General features: G+C 26.8%; 17 protein-coding genes and 1 tRNA gene. 10 read left to right on the top strand and 8 right to left on the bottom strand.

Annotated elements, in window-relative coordinates; translation table 4 throughout:
* Window positions 1-2: 2 nt before the first annotated feature.
* From JS510_RS00215 to JS510_RS00225, 3 genes are read left to right on the top strand one after another with little or no spacing between them, the layout of a single operon-like run.
* Entirely contained in the window at window positions 3-1,016 is a 1,014-nt protein-coding gene (locus JS510_RS00215; protein ID WP_205517375.1) for an ABC transporter permease, read from the top strand.
* 7 nt (window positions 1,017-1,023) lie between these two features.
* Entirely contained in the window at window positions 1,024-2,550 is a 1,527-nt protein-coding gene (locus JS510_RS00220; protein WP_205517376.1) for an ABC transporter ATP-binding protein, read from the top strand.
* Between the two features lie 2 nt (window positions 2,551-2,552).
* Window positions 2,553-3,881 carry an ABC transporter ATP-binding protein gene (locus JS510_RS00225; RefSeq protein WP_205517377.1) on the top strand — a complete coding sequence of 443 codons (1,329 nt, stop codon included), beginning with the start codon at window positions 2,553-2,555 and terminating at the stop codon, window positions 3,879-3,881.
* Between the two features lie 11 nt (window positions 3,882-3,892).
* Here JS510_RS00225 and JS510_RS00230 read toward each other — a convergent pair whose 3' ends face one another.
* Genes JS510_RS00230 through JS510_RS00240 form a run of 3 tightly spaced genes read right to left on the bottom strand, consistent with a single transcriptional unit; the run spans window position 3,893 to window position 6,099 of the window.
* On the bottom strand, window positions 3,893-4,384 hold the full coding sequence (locus JS510_RS00230; protein WP_205517378.1) for an MHO_1590 family protein: 492 nt from the start codon (window positions 4,382-4,384) through the stop codon (window positions 3,893-3,895).
* Window positions 4,368-5,765, bottom strand: a complete 1,398-nt coding sequence (locus JS510_RS00235) for an MHO_1580 family protein (RefSeq protein WP_408632519.1) — start codon at window positions 5,763-5,765, stop codon at window positions 4,368-4,370. The genes JS510_RS00230 and JS510_RS00235 overlap by 17 nt, the downstream gene beginning before the upstream one ends.
* Window positions 5,749-6,099, bottom strand: coding sequence for a hypothetical protein (locus tag JS510_RS00240; protein ID WP_205517380.1), 351 nt, complete (start codon window positions 6,097-6,099; stop codon window positions 5,749-5,751). The genes JS510_RS00235 and JS510_RS00240 overlap by 17 nt, the downstream gene beginning before the upstream one ends.
* Before the next feature lie 504 nt (window positions 6,100-6,603).
* Between JS510_RS00240 and JS510_RS00245 the strand changes: the two genes are divergently transcribed.
* The 7 genes from JS510_RS00245 (at window position 6,604) to argS (ending at window position 14,852) form a co-directional block, all read left to right on the top strand.
* A complete protein-coding gene (locus tag JS510_RS00245; RefSeq protein ID WP_205517381.1) occupies window positions 6,604-8,601 on the top strand; it encodes a GGDEF domain-containing protein in 1,998 nt (665 codons plus the stop codon).
* Window positions 8,582-9,037 carry a 50S ribosomal protein L9 gene (gene rplI / locus JS510_RS00250; protein WP_205517382.1) on the top strand — a complete coding sequence of 152 codons (456 nt, stop codon included), beginning with the start codon at window positions 8,582-8,584 and terminating at the stop codon, window positions 9,035-9,037. Before JS510_RS00245 ends, rplI begins: the two co-directional genes overlap by 20 nt.
* Window positions 9,027-10,463: a replicative DNA helicase gene (dnaB, locus tag JS510_RS00255; protein ID WP_205517384.1), complete on the top strand. Its 1,437-nt coding sequence runs from the start codon at window positions 9,027-9,029 to the stop codon at window positions 10,461-10,463. The genes rplI and dnaB overlap by 11 nt, the downstream gene beginning before the upstream one ends.
* 2 nt (window positions 10,464-10,465) lie before the next feature.
* Window positions 10,466-11,767 carry a CNNM domain-containing protein gene (locus JS510_RS00260; RefSeq protein WP_205517385.1) on the top strand — a complete coding sequence of 434 codons (1,302 nt, stop codon included), beginning with the start codon at window positions 10,466-10,468 and terminating at the stop codon, window positions 11,765-11,767.
* Window positions 11,768-11,862: 95 nt separating this feature from the next.
* Window positions 11,863-11,936 (top strand) — tRNA-Gly (locus JS510_RS00265).
* 223 nt (window positions 11,937-12,159) lie between these two features.
* Window positions 12,160-13,119 (top strand): MIP/aquaporin family protein, encoded by a 960-nt coding sequence (locus tag JS510_RS00270; RefSeq protein WP_205517387.1) that lies wholly within the window; start codon window positions 12,160-12,162, stop codon window positions 13,117-13,119.
* Window positions 13,120-13,232: 113 nt separating this feature from the next.
* The gene (gene argS / locus JS510_RS00275) at window positions 13,233-14,852 is read left to right on the top strand and encodes an arginine--tRNA ligase (protein WP_205517388.1); all 1,620 of its coding nucleotides are present in this window, start codon (window positions 13,233-13,235) and stop codon (window positions 14,850-14,852) included.
* A 54-nt stretch (window positions 14,853-14,906) separates the two neighbouring features.
* On the opposite strand, the gene rpsO is transcribed toward argS, so the two are convergent.
* The 5 genes from rpsO to JS510_RS00300 form a co-directional block, all read right to left on the bottom strand.
* Window positions 14,907-15,173 (bottom strand): 30S ribosomal protein S15, encoded by a 267-nt coding sequence (gene rpsO, locus JS510_RS00280; protein ID WP_205517389.1) that lies wholly within the window; start codon window positions 15,171-15,173, stop codon window positions 14,907-14,909.
* A gap of 96 nt (window positions 15,174-15,269) precedes the next feature.
* Complete coding sequence (locus JS510_RS00285; protein WP_205517390.1) at window positions 15,270-16,154, bottom strand: FAD synthase; 885 nt, start codon at window positions 16,152-16,154, stop codon at window positions 15,270-15,272.
* A 28-nt stretch (window positions 16,155-16,182) separates the two neighbouring features.
* A complete protein-coding gene (locus tag JS510_RS00290) occupies window positions 16,183-17,025 on the bottom strand; it encodes a YcsE-related riboflavin metabolism phosphatase (protein ID WP_205517391.1) in 843 nt (280 codons plus the stop codon).
* Entirely contained in the window at window positions 17,018-17,872 is an 855-nt protein-coding gene (truB, locus tag JS510_RS00295) for a tRNA pseudouridine(55) synthase TruB (protein ID WP_205517392.1), read from the bottom strand. Before truB ends, JS510_RS00290 begins: the two co-directional genes overlap by 8 nt.
* Window positions 17,873-17,958: 86 nt before the next feature.
* Window positions 17,959-20,268 (bottom strand): hypothetical protein, encoded by a 2,310-nt coding sequence (locus JS510_RS00300; RefSeq protein WP_223644654.1) that lies wholly within the window; start codon window positions 20,266-20,268, stop codon window positions 17,959-17,961.
* Window positions 20,269-20,355: the final 87 nt, after the last annotated feature.

Consider the following 20,355-nt stretch of genomic DNA (forward strand, 5'->3'; position numbering starts at 1 on the left):
TTATGACTAAAATATCAAAATGACTTAAAAATAATTCCCGTAAAAGAAGAATGATAATGGAAAGTCCAAATAATATAGACGGAGAACATCTAGCTCCTAATAAATTCTTAAGACCGCTTGCATATAAACAATGACAATTTATTGGAAATTTATTTGAATTTAGCGAAACAAGCAGAATGCATAATCGTCAAAAACCTTTTGTTGAATTCTTTTATCGTTTTAGTCGTTCATTTGCTGGTGTTTTTGGTTTAGTTACATTGTTAACATTAATAATTCTTTCAATTTTTATACCAATGATAACTCCACATGATCCACTTGTTATTTCACAAGAAAAAAGATATGAAACTTTTTTTACTAATGGGCATATACTTGGTACAGATTATCTTGGTAGAGATTTATGAGCGCGTCTATGATACGGATTACGTTATTCATTAATGCTTTCATTTGTTGCGACATTTATACAGGTTATAGTTGGTTTATTTATAGGAATAATGATGGGTCACTTTAGAATTTTTGACAAAATAATGACTTTTGTTATAAAAATTATTTCAAATGTTCCTTCTATAATTATTCTTATTACAATAACAATTATTTTAAAACCTACATTCTGAGTTATGGTTTTTGCATTGTCATTTACTTCATGAGCAGGTATAGCTAATCAAATGCGTTCTCAGGTATTGCGTGCAAAATCATTTGAATGAGTTAGTGCTTCAAAAATATTAGGCACTCCTACACATAAAGTTCTTTTAAATTATTTACCAATTCTTATTCCTTTATTAATTACAGAAATTGTATTTCATATTCCGGGAATTATTCTATCTGAAACATCACTTGCATTCATAGGTTTATCTATACCTAACATTGCAACACTTGGAAACTTGATCAGTGATGGTTCAAAAAACTTTACAGTATTTCCAAGATATGTACTTGTGCCTTCATTTATGCTTATTTTAGTAACAACATCAATTCAGTTAATGGCAGCTGCCGTTCAAGATAGTCTTTTAAGACAAAGATAGGAAACACATGACAGAAACTATTGAACTTAAAAAAAATCCTGGATATAGTAAAAAATTTGCTAAACCAATCATGTTAAAGAATCTTCCAGAACCGCTTGATTTAATGGAAATTAAGAACGAAAAAGGTAAAGGTTTTTGAAGAAATTTTAAAGATTATTGGGTTGAATTCGGTCGTAAGATCAAAAGATGTTTTTATTGAAAAAAGCAAAATATTGATATTTTTACAGGCACAAAAAAAGAATATGTTTGCGGCGAAGAATTGAATGTTGCAGCAGAAATTGAGAATATTTATTTGACATTTAAAAACCCAGCTAATCCTAAAGAGAAAAATCTTGTTCTCCGTGGGCCAAGTCTAAAAATTTACGAAGGTAAGGTACATGCTCTTATTGGCGAATCAGGTTCTGGAAAATCTGTTATTACATCGCTTTTATATGGTTTAACTGGAACTAATGCAATTATCGAAGGTGGAAAGATTAAATTATATGGTTTAGAAGTACAAAATTTCACATTATATAATTGAGAAAAATCTAAACTTAGAGGAAGAATTGTTTCAGCTGTTTTTCAAAACCCTATGTCCATTCTTGACCCAACTATGAAGGTTGGAAAACAAATAATGGAAGGTATGCTAATTAATAAATTAGTTAAAAATAGAAAAGAAGCTTATGTAGAAGCAATAAAATATTTAAAATTAACCAAAATTAATAATCCAGAAGCAGTTATGAAGACATACCCACATGAGCTATCTGGTGGTATGATACAACGTGTTGCTATTGCTTCTATAGTTTCACTAAAACCAAAAATTTTAGTAATGGATGAACCTACAACTGCACTTGACCCTACAGTTCAGGCTCTTGTGCTTGATATTATTAGAGAGCTTCAAGAAAAATTTAGTATTGCTATAGCATTTATTACACATGATTTAGGAGTTGTTGCTTCTATAGCTGATTTTATAAATATCATGTATGCAGGTCAAATTGTTGAAAGTGGTACAACAAAAGAAATTCTAACTAATCCTCAACATCCTTACACATGAGGTTTGATAACATCTATGCCAGATTTTAACAAAGGTGAAAAACTCCAAGTTATTAGAGGCGCTGTTCCTTCAAATCTTAATAATATTGTTGGCGATGCTTTTGCTGTTCGTAATGATTATGCACTTAATATTGACTTTGAACAAGAACCGCCATTTTTCCAAATTTCACCAACTCATTTTGTTAAAAGTAACTTATTAGATTCAAGAGCTCCTAAATATGAGCCACCTAAAATTATTTCTAAACTTTGATCTAAATATAATAATAGGCTAGAAAAAATATATGGCGCTGATGATATGTATGTCTCAGATGTTGAATTTAATAAATATTTAAATTTTGCAAATGTTCATAATGATAAAGCTGATAATCTTTGAGAAGAAAGAAATCAGATTTTAAGTGAACGTAATAAGAATATTAAAGATAAAAGTGCGAATTTTGAAAGAAAGAATCAATTCTTTAATAAGTATTATGGTTATAACCATGAATATAATGAGGATAGGTAATTATGAGTAAATTTTATGTAGAGAAAAAAAGCTTTGGCAAATCTTTATATCGTGAGCTAACGCCTGGAACAGAAGAAATGTTAAATTCTTATCCTAACAAGGATGTTCTTGTTGAAGTTAGAAATCTTGATATTACCTATGGTTCAAATTTTAAAAGCTTTAAAGCAATTAAAAATCTTAATTTAAATATTTATGATGGTGAAGTTCTTGGCCTTGTTGGTGAATCTGGATCAGGTAAGTCAACTACAGGTAGAGCAATAATAGGACTCACGCCTCACTCTTTTGGTTATATAAAAATACTTAATAAAATAATTCCTAAAAATCTTGATAAGTCAAATAAATGATCAAAAAATTATAAAAAAATTATTAATTTTATGGTCAATAAAGTACAAATGATATTCCAGGATCCTACAAATTCACTTAACCCATTTAAAAATGTTGAATATGTAGTTGGAGAAGGATTATCTAATACTAAAAACTCTAAATATATTTATTTAACAGCATTAGATGAAAATGCTTATATTGATGCTAATGAAGAGATAAAACTTGAAGATCCTAAAAATCTAATATATGAAAATGAGTTCAAAGAACTAGAAAAATATAATCATTCAATCAAAGATTCATATAATTTTGTTTTTGGTCCATTTTATGATGAATTAAAAGCAAGGCAATCTAAAAATCCTGTTATTTATAATTCTATTGTTGAAAAGTTTGAAGCTGCAAAAATTGAGAGAGATAATTCTTCAAATTTAAGTGAAAAAGAATGCAAAAAACTTCTTGTAGTTGATATTTTAAAACAAGTAGGATTAGATGAAACCGTTCTTGGTAGATTCCCACTTGAGTTTTCTGGTGGTCAACAACAACGTTTAGGAATTTGTCGAGCAGTTGTTCTTAGACCAAAATTGTTAATAGCAGATGAACCTATTTCTGCACTTGACGTTTCTATTCAAGCACAAGTTATTAATATATTTAATGAACTCAAGAAAAAATATCATTTAACAATATTATTTATTGCTCATGATTTGAGAATGGTTGAATATATTTCTGATAGGATTGCAGTTATAAATAAAGGTGTACTTTTAGAAGTTGGGCCTACAGATGAAATTATAAATAATGCTCATCACCCATATACAAGAAGTCTTTTAGATGCTGTTCCATCTATTGAAAATGAAAAAGGATCATTGCTAGGAGAAATATATTCTCCAGCTATTCATGATTATGATGAAAATAATCAGCCATATTGACACGATTTAGGTAATCATCATTTTGTACTTGCTACCAGCGAAGAAATAATAAAATATAAGGCTGAAGCGACTAAAAAAACAAGTTAAAGCTTGTTTTTTTATTTCACAATTATTTTGTCAAAGTTGACATCTTTTACAATTTTAAGTATGTAATTTTTGTTTGATGATTTGTTATCCTCTTGATTCACTTTAATAAAAATAGTTAGAATTGTATTATTGCCGCCAAATTCATAATCAAATTCTATATTTTTAAAAGGTTCTTTTATTTTTTTAATAATGTCTGTTATTATAACTGGAGCCACATTTTTGTCAAAATATGCTAAATCATTTTCTATTTTAATAAATGAATAATATTCATTAGTGTCTATATTTGGAAACTCAATGTCTAAGCTTAAGCTTTCACCTTCATTTTCACTATTGTAATTTTTATTTAAAGGGGCTTTTTGGTTTTGCATTGAATTATCACCAGCTTTTGATAATTGAGTTTTTTTATCTTTTTTTAAAGATATTACAATAACAGGTGCAATAACTGCTGATGCTAGCATTATTGATCCGGCCGCTATTAAAATTTTTCTAGTTTTTGAATTCATTTTTGTACCTGATAACCATTTCATCAATTGAATTCATTTTGTTTGTTATTAATTCACCTAGTCTGTTGTAATCTATACTAAAATTATATTTTTTTCTTTCATTATTCATGTTTGTTTCATGTTTTAGGCTAAAAAGTCCCTTATATGGGTCTAATAAAGGTTTAGATATGTTTTGTGTAACATTAATTAAAAGTTCGTTTTTTTTATTTTTGCTGTCTAGCTCATGTATAAAATTATATGTCATAGTAAATTCACCACTAAAATTGTAAGGAATGATTAACCCCTTATCTATATCTGTTTGAGAGTCAATTAACATTTTTTTAGAGTAGTCATATTTTGTGTTTCAGTCATAATGTACTGTTCTAACATCGTTTTTACCAGTATATATCGATTCTTTAATTTCATTATTTAATTCATTATTTATCAATTCAAAATTTTTATTATATATGTGTTTTATACCTAAAAAAGATAAAGATTGATTTTTAAACATTTCATAAGATGTCTTTCTTATCTTATTTGTAATTTCCTTTTTATCTTCTTTATTAATTGAATTAAAATAATCTTTATTATTCAAAAAAGGGTCGGTATCCTTAAGATTATCGCTATAAGAGTTTATTGTTGCTAATTCAGAAATTTTGGTTAACTGATTCAATGTGTTAAATTTAATGTTTGTATTAAAATATTTAACTTCTTTTTTTGTGTCCCCAAATTCATCAAAGTAAAATTTGTAAAATTCAGGAGTTTTCACATTCAATTCAATATCATTCAAATTAATGTTTTTTATTTTATTACTGTTATTTTTTTCCTTTTTAACTTCTCAAAAATGGATTTCATTTGTTTTGTCAGGATATTTACAATTAAATGTTGCCACCACACTTTTTAAATCTTCAAAAGTCATTTTTAAATAATCTGAAGTTATAGTCATTACTTGTAGACCAACTCCCGATACCGCAATACTTTTTTTTGATTTATCATCATCATCTTTATCAAAATATCCGTCAAATCATTCATAATATTTTGAAAATGAATTTTCAAGAAGAATATATTCTTGAGTGTTGAATTCTGTTTGTTCAACTACTAAATTATTAATTGATAAAGAAAAAGGATTTTTTTTCTTATAAATAATATGATTAATAGAAAGTGGAAAGGTTCTTCAAAATCTAATAATAAATTTGTCTTCGTTAAATATTCTTCTTATTTCAACAGCACCTCTTTTAAATTGATTAATTGATGATAAATTATTAATTCAAAAATTTTTTCTATCATAATTTTTGTTTATTCCTTTACTATTTACAGAGAAAAAATCTTGATCTAATACAACAGTTTGTTTATTTAATATTTGTGAATTTACTGCTGTATTTATATTACCTAGTAAGAAAATAGTAAAAGAATTCCTCTATTGCCATTTTTCTCTGTCTGTAAAAGCTTGATTTAGATAAAAAAGTATCATCACTTTTTTTATTCATAATAACATACTCTTTTATAAATTTTGCATTATTTTGATCCATGTAGGTTAATGCATCTTGAAAATCAGTTAACGATGATTCTTCATTTTTATTTTTTTTATTTTCTTTATTTAATAATTTGTTTATTAAATCATTTTGTCTTCTCATTTCTTGCCTAGTTTTATCTAATAAATATAGTGTTTTTATAATGTTTATCCTATCTTTATTGGGGATAAATTTGTCAATTTGTTTTTGATAATTTATTTTCATTTTTCCTCCTACAACATCAATTTTAAAATTGTGATTTGTATTGAAAAAATGGAAAAAAATAGGAAAAATAGTGCTTTTTTTCCACTATAAATAGTTTTTTATCTAAGTTTTTTAGTAGTTTTATTGATTATTGAATAGTTTATATAATAGTTAAAATTAGAATCTTAATATTAAAACAATTAATTATAAATTTTGTTTTACAAATTCTTTATATCATGATACTTTTTTCCGTTTAATTCTTTTTTATAGTATTTTTATGAAATTTAGTTACTTTTTGAAAAAATGAATATAAATCTTAAAAAACAAAAATCATTTTTTGTTATTTTTACTCACAATAGGCTACTAAATTAATAATTTTTATCAAGTAGAAAATTTTCTAAATAAATTATAAAAAAACATATAAATAAAATTTATTCATTTTTTGTTTAATTGGCAAAAGAATCATAGATATTTTGTCTTGCTATAAATAATATTAAGATTAAGTTTATATTATATAATTAAACTATGAATAAAATTAATTTATTGAAAAGGAATAAAAATGTAATATTAGCATCACTTTTTTTAGTGTTTTCAATAATTATTTTAGTTTGCGGAATTATTCTTATTATGAAAACCGAAAACTACGTTTGAGTTTGAGGTATTTTAGCTTTTTTAGCTAGTGGTTTGGGCATTGCATTTTCATTAATACTTATAAGTAAGCATTATTGGACAAGAAATGCAATTGTTAAAAAATCGTTTAATTATTTTATGGATGAAGTTATTAGTCATAATTCATTGGGATTAATAGTTTATGATCACAAGAATTATATTTTGTGAACTAGTGCGTTTTTTAAAAATCGTTTTGGTCGGAATTGAATTGGAGAAACTTTAAATAATTTTTTTGAAGACTATTCAATCTATTTTGAAATAGGACAACAGAACTTTTCATTTGAATTCCAAGGTTTTACATATGAAGCTACTATTTGGCCTTTAAAAAATTGTATAAGCATTAAGGACGTAACTTTTGAAAAACAATTAGAAAAAATTTATAGGGATCAGCTATCTGTTATTGGAGAGATGGAAATTGATAATTACCAGCTTTATAATTCAATTCTTTCAGAAGAAGAAATTTATAAAGTTAACCAAGAATTTATTTCTATTCTTGATGAGTTAGTGGTAAATTACAATTTTACATATAGACAATATACAAGTGGTAAGTTTATAATTTTCACTAACAAAGAATCAATTGATAAAATGTCTAAAATTAATTTTAGTTTTTTATCAAGAATTCATAATGTTTTAAGTGAATCAAAAACAAATAATATTTTAGTATCGGTATCTGCTGGTTTTGCAGTTGGCTTTAAGAATCTTTGAGAAAAAACAGAACAAGCGAAAAGTGCTCTTTTACAGGCTCAAAGCCGCGGTGGTGACCAAGTTGCAATATTTTCAAAAAATGAAAATCCTAAATATTTTGGTTCTTCAAGTGAGATTTTATATGACATTAGTAGAACAAAAATCAAAAGTCTAGCAAATAATATAGAGCAAAAATTAAAGAGTCCAAAGATAAAGAAAGTTATTTGCTATGGGCATGCAAATGCTGACTTAGATGCTATTGGTGCATCGCTTGGTATTTGAACTCTTGCAAAGCAATTTAATAAAGAAGCTTATATTTGTTCAACAACCCAAGATAGTACAACTTCTAAAGCAATTGAAAAATTAATTCCTGATGCAGAATATGATGAAATATTTATAAAACCTCAAGCAGCTAACAAAATCACAGATGATCAAACTCTTGTATTTTTACTTGATAATTCAGACATTAAAAGAACTGATAATAAGGATTGTATAACTAATACGAAAGTTAATAATATTTTTATATTGGATCACCATAGATTAGGATCTAGTGTAGATTTTTGTCCAAAAATGAATCGTTATATTGATTCAGCTGCTTCAAGTACATCTGAAATAGTTACAGAAATTCTAATGTTTGTACAGAAAAAGATTAAACTTCAACATTTCATATCTCAAATGTTGTTAAATGGTATTTATTTAGATACATTACAATTTACCAAACACGTTAGTTCAAGGACATTTTCGGCTGCAGCATGACTTGAAGAAAGAGGTGCTGATTCTTCTAAAAGTAGTGAATCACTTAAAATGGATGCATCTACTTGAGAACAAATTAATGACTTACTTATGAATATACAAGAAGTTAAGCCTTATTACTATTTAGCTTACAAGGACGTAGCACTATCAAATGATGTGATTTCGATAGCAGCAGAAGAAATTTTAAAAATTAGCGGAAGAAAAGCAGCCTTTGTTGTAGCAAAATTAAAAGGTACAAACATTTATAAAATGAGTGCAAGAGGTCTTGGTGTTAATGTACAATTAATAGCAGAAGCTGTTGGTGGTGGTGGGCACTATGGCACAGCCGCTGCAACAACAATTGAAGATTTTGAAACATTTATAAATAACATTAAACATGCGATTGTGAGTGAGAAAAATGAAAGTAATACTTATTAAAGACTGCAAAGACGGTCAAGCTAATACAATAATTGAAGTTTCAAATGGTTATGGATCAAACTTTTTGGTTAAAAAAGGATTCGGCGTTCCATACAATGAAATTACTAAAAAACAACTTGAAAAAAGATTGAGTGCGCTAACAGCACAAGAGATGGAAAAACGTTCTGAAGCTCTTTTATTGAAGGAATCTTTAGAAAAACAAACTTTAAAGTTTACAATGGATGCCAATATTGATGCTAATGGCAATTTAAATGTTCATGGTGCAGTTTCGACAAAAGAAATTGTTAAATCTTTAGCCCAATTAGGCTATAAATTAGATAAATATGCCGTTCAAAAAGTTCATTTGGTATCTAATGGAGAGCATTTAATTGATGTTGTAGTTTATAAAGATATAATTGCAAAATTGAAGGTGGTTTTATTAATCAATGTCAAATAATAGTGATGGTTACCCGGGTTATAAGAAAACATCATTAAGCAAATTTTCTAGCCCACAATTAGAGATAAACTTGCTCGGACTTGTTTATATAAATAATAAAACAGCAGCAGAAATAATTCCTTATTTGACTAAGGAAGATTTTTCAGTTTATGAAAATGCGATGTTTTATGAACTTTTACATGAAATGTTTTTTTCAAATATTTCAATAAATTATGACCAAGTAATGCTTTTTTCAAAAAATAAAGCTGCATATAATTTCATTTCAGTGGAATATTTAGAGATGCTTCAAGCAGGCGCCGGTCTTTCGTCTAACATAATTCAATATTTACAAGAAATTGAAAGATTAACCAAATTAAGAACCATTGAGCAGAATTTGAATTTTATTCAAAAGAAAATGACAAACGATGGTTATGCTACAAGTGATAAAGAAGTTATAAATAATTTACAAAATTTATTACTTAATATTGAAAAAACAAAAACCAGCCAAGATTTTTTACATGCTAAGGATGTTTCAAAAATAGTTATAAAAGATCTTGAAGAAAGAAGAAGACTAGGCCATGCCAATATTACTGGTGTTCCAACTGGTTTTAAAAAGCTAGATTCTCTTACACAAGGGTTTCAACCAGGTGAAATGATTGTTTTAGCAGCTAGGCCCGGAATGGGAAAAACTGCTTTTGCTCTTAATATTGCTCGTTATGCATCACATCCAAAATTAGGCGGTAAAAAAGTAGCGTTTTTCACACTAGAAATGCCATCCACTTCGCTTGTTACTCGTTTATTTGGTATAAGTTCTGGAGTTGATCTTTATAGATTTAAAAAACCAGACTTATTAACTGATAGTGATATGTATAAAATTCGTGGTGCTCAAAATAATGATATTGACAAATTAGCTTTATTGATAGACGAATCAGCAAAAACAGACTTACCAACATTATTATGAAAATGTAGAAGGCTTGCTAAATCATTTGGATTAGACATGGTAATAATTGACTACTTACAATTGCTCAGTGTTAATAATGAAAAATCATCAAGAGATAGACAAAACGAAGTTGCTACAATAAGTAGAAATCTTAAAACCCTTGCTCTTGAACTGAAAATACCAGTTATAGCGCTCAGTCAGTTAAGCAGGGAAGTTGAAAAAAGGGTTGACAAACGTCCGATTCTTTCTGATTTGCGTGAATCTGGAACAATAGAACAAGATGCTGACATTGTATTGTTCCTATATAGAGAAAACTACTACAATAAACAAAAAACTGATACACAAGAATATGGGATAGCTATACCGGAGCCAACTACTCTTTTAATAGCAAAACATAGAAACGGTACGCAGGCTGATATTAATTTATCATTTAGACTTGAGTGTGGTAAATTTGAAGATGATTCACTATTTCAATATGAAGATGAAGATGATAAAGGAGAAGAATAATAATGCCCGATTACCTGAAAGTTATATGTGTTGCAGGACTAATAATATTAATTGTATTTAGTGGTGTTTTTTCAGCTTGTGAAACTGCATATACATCTATAAACCCAGGAAAAATTGAAGCTATGGTTCAAAATAAAGAATTTGGAGCCAAAGCCATCAAGAAGCAACATAAATTTTTTAATCAACTACTTAGTACGATTTTAATTTGTAATAATATTGTTAATATTGCTGCATCATCTATAATGTCTTATTTACTTACTGAATGATGATTAAATGGTCATGGAGATGTTGAAAGTTATACAGTTATTATTTCAACAGCAGTTATGACTCCATTGATAGTTTTATTTGGTGAAATTACACCCAAACTCATTGCTAAAAAACATCCAATTGGCGTGGCAAAAGTTTTTTGTTACTTTATTGAATTATTTTTCTATGTGTTTTGAATTTTTACCTTTCCAATTAGCAAGATTGGTAAAAATATTTACATAACAAATGCTGAAAAAGATGTTAAAGGTTTAATTCATGTTGCTCAAAATGAAGGTGTTTTAGAAACTAATGAAAGTATTATGGCCCAAAATGCTCTTGACTTAGATAGTACAAAAGTTTCAAAACACTTTATAAGAATAAAAGATGTTGAATATGTAAACTATAACGATAGTGTATCAGATGCAATTGCAATTTTTAAGGAAACAAATTATAGTCGCTTACCTGTTAGAAAAAATGACACATACATAGGAATAATTCACCTTAAAGATATATTCTTTTTATCTAAAGGTAAAGTTATTAATTATTTAAAACCTATTCCAAGAGTGTCAAAGAATACTAATTTATCACTTGCTCTTGAAAAAATGCGTAGTGAAAAAGCTCAAATGGCTTTTGTTACTGACAATAATTATAGTGATATAGCAATTGGGATTATTACCATTGAAGATATTATAGAAGAGATTATTGGCGAAATTTATGATGAGTTTGACAATGATGAATGAGAGGACTTTTTTGAAATAAGTCTCGAACTTTTTCATGCTTCTGGAAAACTCAAAATGAAAGATGTTATAAATCGTATAGGTCTTAATGTTGAAGACATAAGTGATGAAGAAAAAGATTTAACAATTTATGAATTCATTAGAAAAAGAGTCGGGTATGAACCTAGAAAGAATACAAGATATTCTTTTGATGACATACACCTTCGTGTCTTGGCAATTAATAATAGAAAGAATTTTGATGCTAAGATTGAAATTGAATTAGGCAATAAAACAGGCTTAAACGACGAAGAAACATATGAATATAATGATTCTGATAAATAGCATATTTGTGCTATTTTTTTATTTTTCAAAAAATAATTTGTTTAAATAAATATTGATTATGTAGTTTTTTTAATGTATAATATAAAAGCATTTTTGCAAATGTAGTTCAATGGTAGAACTCCAGCCTTCCAAGCTGGTCATGCGGGTTCGATTCCCGTCATTTGCTCCATTTGCTTAATGTAATTAAGCGCTAATAAACAAACTAAGGTCACCCCTTAGTTTGTTTATTTTTTTTAACGTATTTGCCCATAAAATTAAAAATAAAAAATATTCATTTATATTTAGTTTCTAATCCATTAATTTTTAAAAAAATTAATATAAAATTTAAATTTATACGAAGACGTTTTATAAAAAATCGACTTTTAATTATTAAAAAAGGAGTTTATAAATATATGTTTCGTTTTTATCACTTTTCAAAAGCAAGTCGAGAAAATGCTAAAGAGCCTAATGATTTATTAACGTGATCTATTAATTTAATTAGTGAATTTTTTGGCACTATATTCATTTCTATAGCATTTGCTGGTTTATCAATTTTGATAAATGGCAGGAAATTAGGCAGTTATATGCTAAATGATGTTGTAGTTGGATTTTATGCAGGTTTTGCTGTTATAGGCCCAGCTTCATTGTTTTTTGGACATTGAAGTGCTGATATGAATCCAATAAATAGCATTTATAAAATTATCAATGGCAGAGACACAGTTTTATATGGAATGAGCAAAATAATAGTTCAATTTTTTGGTGGTATATCTGCAGGATTAATGATTTATACTATTGGGACATGAACTAATGATGGCAATGCTGCAAATATAGCTATAAGTGCTGTTGAAGTTGCCAAGAAAGATTTTCTTAAATGGAACAATACTGGACAAAGTGCATTAATTGGAGGCTCTGGTTGAATTTTCTTTGGAGAGCTAATTGTTGCAGCTATTTTCTTGTTTCCTTCTTTTACACCAAGGCTTAATGGAAGAAATGAAAAATATAGAACAATTATGAAAATGTTTATTTTTTCACTTTGTGTTTGAACAGGAAGTCTCATTGGTTCAACAGCAATAAACCCTGCTAGAGGTTTGGCTCAGCAAATACCAGCACTATTTTTTGGAATTAAAGATGGATCTACACTTCACGGACAAACTGATTTAATACTTTCTACTATTTTTCTAGTACTTGGTGGATGTTTTGCCCCTCTCTTTTATGCTTTAGTTCAAGGTTTTACAGAAACATATTTTAACCCTTTAATCAATAAAATTTTCTATTATCATAATAGAAGTAAATTATTTATGATTTCAAATAAAGATAAGTTAAAACTTAAAAAAAATAAAAAAAATATTAACAATAAACAAAAATATGAATAGTAAAGGAAAAATACATATATACCTATAAAATAGCAGTTTTGGATAATGCTTTTTATTAAAATAGTTATTATCTATGAAGAAGTAAAATGAGTATTAATGTATAATGTAATAATATGAATAAGTTAGAATTTAAAGAAAAATTGCTTAAAAAAATACAAGAAATAGCTAATGAATTAGGTATAGAAAAAGAAGTTTTTTTGATTGAACCTAAAGGTCATGCTGATTTAACTACTAATATGGCTATGGGAAATAAAGGAAGAGATCCGCATATATTGGCTAATGAAATAATATCTAGATTGAATTCTAAAGAATTAGGGCTTGAGAAAATTGAAGTTGCTGGCCCTGGCTTTATTAATTTTTATGTAGATAATAATTTCTTTGTTAAAGCTGTTAATGAAATTATTAAGTTTGGTAAAAAATATGGCAAAGGCAATAAAAAAGGCAAGATAAATATAGAATTTGTTTCGGCTAATCCAACGGGTTTTTTACATGTTGGACATGCACGTAATGCTGCTATTGGTAGTTCAATAGCTAACATAGTTGAATTTGCTGGTTATGATGTCGTAAGAGAATATTATATAAATGATTCAGGCAATCAAATTAATGTTTTAGCAAATAGTGTTTGAGCTAGATATCAACAATTTTTTAATTCTAAATTTCCAATGCCAGAAGAAGCTTACAATGGCGCTGACATAATTTGATGTGCAAAACAGTTAAAGAAAAAATATAATGATAAATTTGCAGGAAAAATAATAAACAAAGAAATATTTGAAAAAATAAAATCTGAAGCTGTTGAATTGTTTATGCAAAAAAACAAAAATATACTTAAAAAATTCGGAGTATGATTTGATGTGTTTTTTAGTGAAAAAACTTTGTATTCTGATAATGAAGCAAAGATTAAGGAAGCTATTAGAGGTTTAGATAATACTTTTGAACAAGACGGTGCTTTATGGTTAAAAACCACTATTCATGGAGATGATAAAGATCGTGTTTTAATCAAAAGTGACAAGAGTTACACATATTTTATGCCCGATATTGCTTATCATAAGAATAAATTTGAGCGTATGGGAAAAGGTTCAATTATTATGAATGTTTGAGGGGCTGATCATTCTGGATATATTAAAAGAATGCAGTGTGCTATGCAAGATTTAGGACAAGACTCTGATAATTTGATAGTACTTTGCATGCAACTTGTAAGATTAGTTAGAAATGGTGAAGAATTCAAAATGTCAAAAAGAAGAGGAACTAGTTTCTTCCTTTCAGAATTTATTAAAATGGTTGGCAAAGATTCTGCAAGATTCTTGCTTCTTGATAGAACATATAATTCTAAATTGGATTTTGACATAGATCTTGCTACAAACAAAACCAATGATAATCCTGTAATTTTAATACAATATGCTAATGCAAGAGCTTATTCATTATTGAGTAAATCATCATTAAATTCTAAGAAATTTCAGGCAAAAAAAATTACTACTGAATTTGATACAAAACTTATTTCTACATTGTTAGAATTTCCAGAAATTATTGAAAAATCTGCTGAAAAATATATTACGCATCTTTTAACACAATATTTAGTTAAGCTAGCAAAAGAATTTAATTCATGATATTCAAATAGCCCAAAATTTATTGGTAATGAAAATGAAGAATCACTGATGGCCATTGCGAAAGCAGTTAATATAACTTTAGAGAATGGAATGAGATTGCTCGCAGTATCTACACCGCACAAAATGTAAAATATTTTTACAAAAATAAAAAACTTGTCAATAATGACAAGTTTTTTAATAAAACTATTTTCTAAGGTTTAATTCATTAAGAACTTTTGAGTAAAGTTCAAGATCTTCATTTTTAAGATGTTGTAATAAAATTCTACGTTTTGTAATTTTAGCTAAGAAACCTCTTTTTGAGTGGTTATCTTTTGGGTTTGCTTGAAAATGTTTTTTAAGATCTTCGATTTCAGCTGTCAAAATAGCTATTTGAACGAAAATATTACCTGTGTCTTTTTTACTTTGACCATATTTAGCAACGATTTGAGCTTTTTGTTCTTTTGTAATCATTTTTTAAATCTCCATTTTATAAATGTTTTACCCTAGTATGAATTTAGTTAATTCAACCAAGAATAAAATTGCATTGCTTTTAAATGCTTTTTTATTTTATCACAGTTTCCCGCCATTATTCAACAAAAAAAATTTAGCATTTTTTAAATCTTCATTTGAAATTATTTCATCATTAATATCAGTGAAAAATCTAATTGGTTTTATTATTTTTATTCTTGCTTTCATTTTTTCTCAATTTTTAATTTTAAAGTCTAAGAAGCGCACTTCTAAATTTTCACTATCATACTTTAAAACAGCATAATAAGTCATTTTATCTATTTCAATCAAACACAAATAATTTGCATTTCTAAGCGGAATTAAATTCTTGGGTTTTTCAACAATAGCACTATCTTCGTTTCTTTTTAACTCAATATTAAATGAATAAAGATATAAATTTAACGAATTTATTAGTTCAATGTCTCCAATTTCAATGCACTTTTTTATGAAGCTTGTAGAAATTTTTATACCAGATCCAACATGTAATGTTGGTACTATAGATACTTTGTCTTTCCCTAGTTTGTTGATTAGAAAATCGGGGTTTCCTTTAGCTCTTGCACCGAATCTAAAGTCTTCACCAATAACTATGTTAAAATTGTCCTTATTTTGTTTTGTAAGTAGTTTATCAATAAAAGCATCTGCCTCTAAATTCCAAATTTTAGAAAATTCCAAGTAAATTCCATTTTTAAAACCAATATTTGCAAATTCTTGAATTCTATTTTCGAAGTCACTAAATATGTAACCACTTATTGATTTTGGCATATTTTCTATGTCTTTAAAAAATACAATTACTATATCTCTGTCAGAGTTAGAATTCTTTTTAATTTCTTTTGCTTTCTCATATAATGCATTATGTCCTAGGTGGAAACTTTCAAAAACGCCTATTAAATAGATAGGTTTGTTAAATTTAGGCAATCTATCAAAGCTAAAAACATTAAAACTCATAATGATTATATTGTATAAAAAAAATAGGTTAATTAATAAAACCTAATTCCTTTATTTTTTCTTTAACACCATTGTGTTCACAATCTATAGCGATATCATTAGCAACGCTTTTTACTCAATCATTAGCTCTTTGCATAGAAACACCATAAGCTGAGTCTCTTAACATTTCATAATCATTTGAACTATCTCCAAAAGCCATCATATTATCACTTTGTTTATAACCTAAGTAATCACACAACCATTGTAGTGTATGTGATTTTGTGGTACCTTTTTTAGCAATAAAGACACCCTTACTTCATTTTGCAGTTATTTCAAGATCCAAATTATTCTCATTAATTATTTTTTTGGCCATGTCTGAGCATTTTTGGCTGTCTTCAGCACTTTTACATCCTATAGTAATGATATGAATATGTTCTTTGTTTATTTTTTCGTAGTCCATTTCAATAAGCTTTTCAGTATGTGGTCTTAAAAATCAAGTATTTGTATCCATATTTGGAGATTTAAATCCATAATTATTATCCGTAAGCATAAAACTATCACAAGGTTTATAATTTATAAAAAATTCATAAAGAAATTTAAAATCGTCAAATTTAATGGTTCTTTCATAAATAATTTTATTTTGAGCAAGAGAATATACAAATGCACCATTAGCACCAACAAAATAATCTACCATGTTTGCTTTATTTAATAGCTTTCCTATTGTTACAAATTCTCTTGCAGTAGCTATAATTGTTTTAATATTATTTTGTTTTAATTTTTTAAACATATCTATTATTTCATTATTAAATTCAAGTTGACCATGCTGCAAAAGCGTGCCGTCAATATCAAATGCCATCAATTTTATATTTTCTAATAATTTTTTATTATCCATATTTAAGTTCCTTTATTTTGTTTCCGAATATCTTTTTTACTTTTATATACTCATTTTTTAAAGTTATAATCCCTCATATTATCTTTTTATTTATTAAGAGATAATCACCATTTAATAATCCTTTGTCATTTTTTATGATTTTGCCATTTATTAAATCTTTTGTTTGTTTTTCATTTGGTTCAAAAAATGGTATATTAAATAGCATTTTAGAATCAATTTTTGTATATTCATTTTCTTCTAAATTATCTAGACTAAGATTTCCTATTGCTGTTCTAACTAATTCTTTCATATAGGCGTATGAATTTAAGAAAATACCCAGATCATTTACAATACTTCTAATATAAGTGCCTTTTGAAACTTTTAATTCTAGCCATAATGTTTGTGATTCATAATTAAATTCAATTATTTTTGAATCTATAATTTTTATTTCTTGAGGTTTTAATGAAACCTCTTTTCCTTTGCGAGCTAAGTCATAGCTTTTAACTCCATTTATCTTTTTGGCACTGTAAATAGGAGGAATTTGGAATTTTTGATTTTCTAGTCAGGATTTGATTTTATTAATATCATGGTCATTAATTTTATATTTTGAAGTATTTATTATTGTACCTTCACTATCAAATGTATCTGTTTGTTGTCCAAATTGAATTAATGTTCTGTAAGTTTTGTCTTCGTGACAAATAAACTGTATAAGTTTTGTGTCATCTTCAGTAGCTACTAGCAATAAACCTGTAGCAAGTGGATCAAGAGTTCCTGTATGTCCAACTTTTTTGGCATTTATTTTTTTAGAAAATTTTCTAATTGAACTAAAAGATGATTCACCTTTAGATTTATTTAATAGATAAAACATATAACCCCCATCTGGAAAGGAAAATAATTATAACTTAAATATGTTATAAATTTATTTTTTTATAAAAAAATACTCCATAAAGAGGATTATGATAAGTAGTTATTAATACCTGGGAAAACTTGTTCAGATGGTTCATTTGGAAATACTCAATATCTTGTATCAATTCTTCTTTGTATTCTTTCCTGCCTTTTTTCTTCAAGTTTTGATCAAAGAGATACAGAAATAAACATTGTAGAGTATAAAACAAAAATACTTGATAACATAAATGCTAATAATGTTTCCCAATCAAGAGCTTTAATAAATGCTAAATATATTCCTAATTTTATGAATATAAAAGCTAAAGTTCAAAGATTGTAAATAAATGTTTCTACATAAATAGTATTAGCAATAGATCTCACTTGTTTTTTTTCTAGAGCACTATTATTTTCAAATAATTTAATTTTTTCTTTAATTTTGTTGAAAATCATAAATTGGTTAGTACATGAAATTAATATTACTCAAAAAAATGTTTGAATTGAATATGATGATAATGGAATTCTAGTTATTAAGAATAAACTAAATGTCAATACTATATTAATCAATAATGTAATTATCATAGAAACAGTTATTGCCCATTTAAAACGAACTAATGAATAAAGTGTCAATGCTACTAAAATAACGACTAAAGAAATACCAAATTTTGAAAACTCAAGATTTATATTTGTGTTTGATAATTCTGCAAATATGCCCACTGTGTTAAAACTTTTCCATGAATTTTTATTAATTGCAGATAATGTTATAAAAATTATTATTCCAATTAATACAAATAATGGAGTTATAAAACTAATTCATTTTGATTTGTGAACATAGTCAATTTTTCTAAATTTGTCATTTTCTTTATTACTAATAGTTGTTTCATTTTTTCTAACAAACAATAGTCAACGATTGTTTTCAAATACATCTGTATTAAGCATAAGACCTGCTAATCATCTATTGATTAGTATTAATGATAATATGCCAGATATTGAAGAGAACGCAACCATTAACGAGAAAGTTTGCATATTTGGCGTACCTATAAAGAATAGAATTGTTGATACAAATAGAGACAATATAAAAATATCTAAGGAAGGAACAAAACTCTTGTTTGCTGCATTTTTATAGGACTTTTTGATTTTATTGTTGTTTTTGTAAACTTCATTTTTGAAATTCAGTAATTGAATAAATAATACAATAGTTCCAACGATTATGCCAACTATTAATCCTGTGACAGTTGGCGGAGAAAAACGGCCTTGTAAAAGAGTGAAAAGTAGTAATGTTAAAAATACAAATAAACCAAGAGCAACTGAATTTAATGCACCAAGTAGACCAAAACAGACAATCAAAATAATTGCAATTAAAGCTATAGCAATAGAAGCAGCGATTCATACATATGAAAAATTAAATTTAGAATTTTCCTTGGTATAAAACATTGGTTCGTTATGTAATTTAAGTTCTAAATTTTTATTTGAACTTATATTGATGCTTGAAGCAATAGCGTATGTAGTAGATTTTTGAGAATCTAAAATATCCTTAATGATAAAGTTTTTTTCATTTAAATCGCCACCAAGACTAACTAAATATTTGCCACCATCAAAATCAAATTTCTTAAGAGCATTTCATTTTTTATTTTTGTTATCTCATGGTGTGTTGTTAACAAATACAAAATTTGCAGCATTTTCACCGGCAGCCAATCAATCATCTTTATATAAGTTATCATTTGCTTTATGATATAAATCATCAAGATTTGCCCACATTAATAGGCCATGACTTTCTGTATTTGAAATATATCTAATTGCTTTAGTTCATTCTCTTATAGCATCGTCATCTTTTAATTCTAAATGAATTTGATATTTACGATTAAATGGATTAAATATAACCTTTGCTGAATTGGGTTTTAATGGTGCAGCATATTTTTCTATATCGTGATAGTCAATTTTTGCTTTAGGATCATTATTAAAGAGTCCATTTGAAAATATTGGTCTCATTTCAGTGTCTGTGAACACAAAAGAACTCTTTTTAAGTATTGCATTTTCAAATTCTTTTTTTTGCTTTGAATTTTCGTTATCAAATAATTTATGTCTTGTAACTTCTATTATTCCATTTCCTTTTGGTACAAAATCAGTTGAAAAGTCATTTACACTAGCAAAACGATATTTTAGTGAATTGCTTATATCAGTTAATTCTTTATCATTTGAATTTTCATATTTGCCATTCTCGGTTTTTAGTTTTGCTTCAATTTGATATTTAACACCTTCTCCATATTCAACTGACACTTCCATTTTTTTTGAAATAGCAAAAAATGAACCACATATAATAGTTATTAAGATTCCAATAATTGCAAAAAATAACAAAAGTCATCTTTTTCAATTTTTTGGCATAAATATTTTTTTAAAAAATGATATAAAGCTTGTTCAAAACTGCAACATAATTTTTATATTATATATTAAACTTTAAATTATTAAATT

Origin of the sequence: Mycoplasma tauri, assembly GCF_016925555.1 — a bacterium.
GTDB lineage: Bacteria > Bacillota_I > Bacilli_A > Mycoplasmatales > Metamycoplasmataceae > Mycoplasmopsis > Mycoplasmopsis tauri.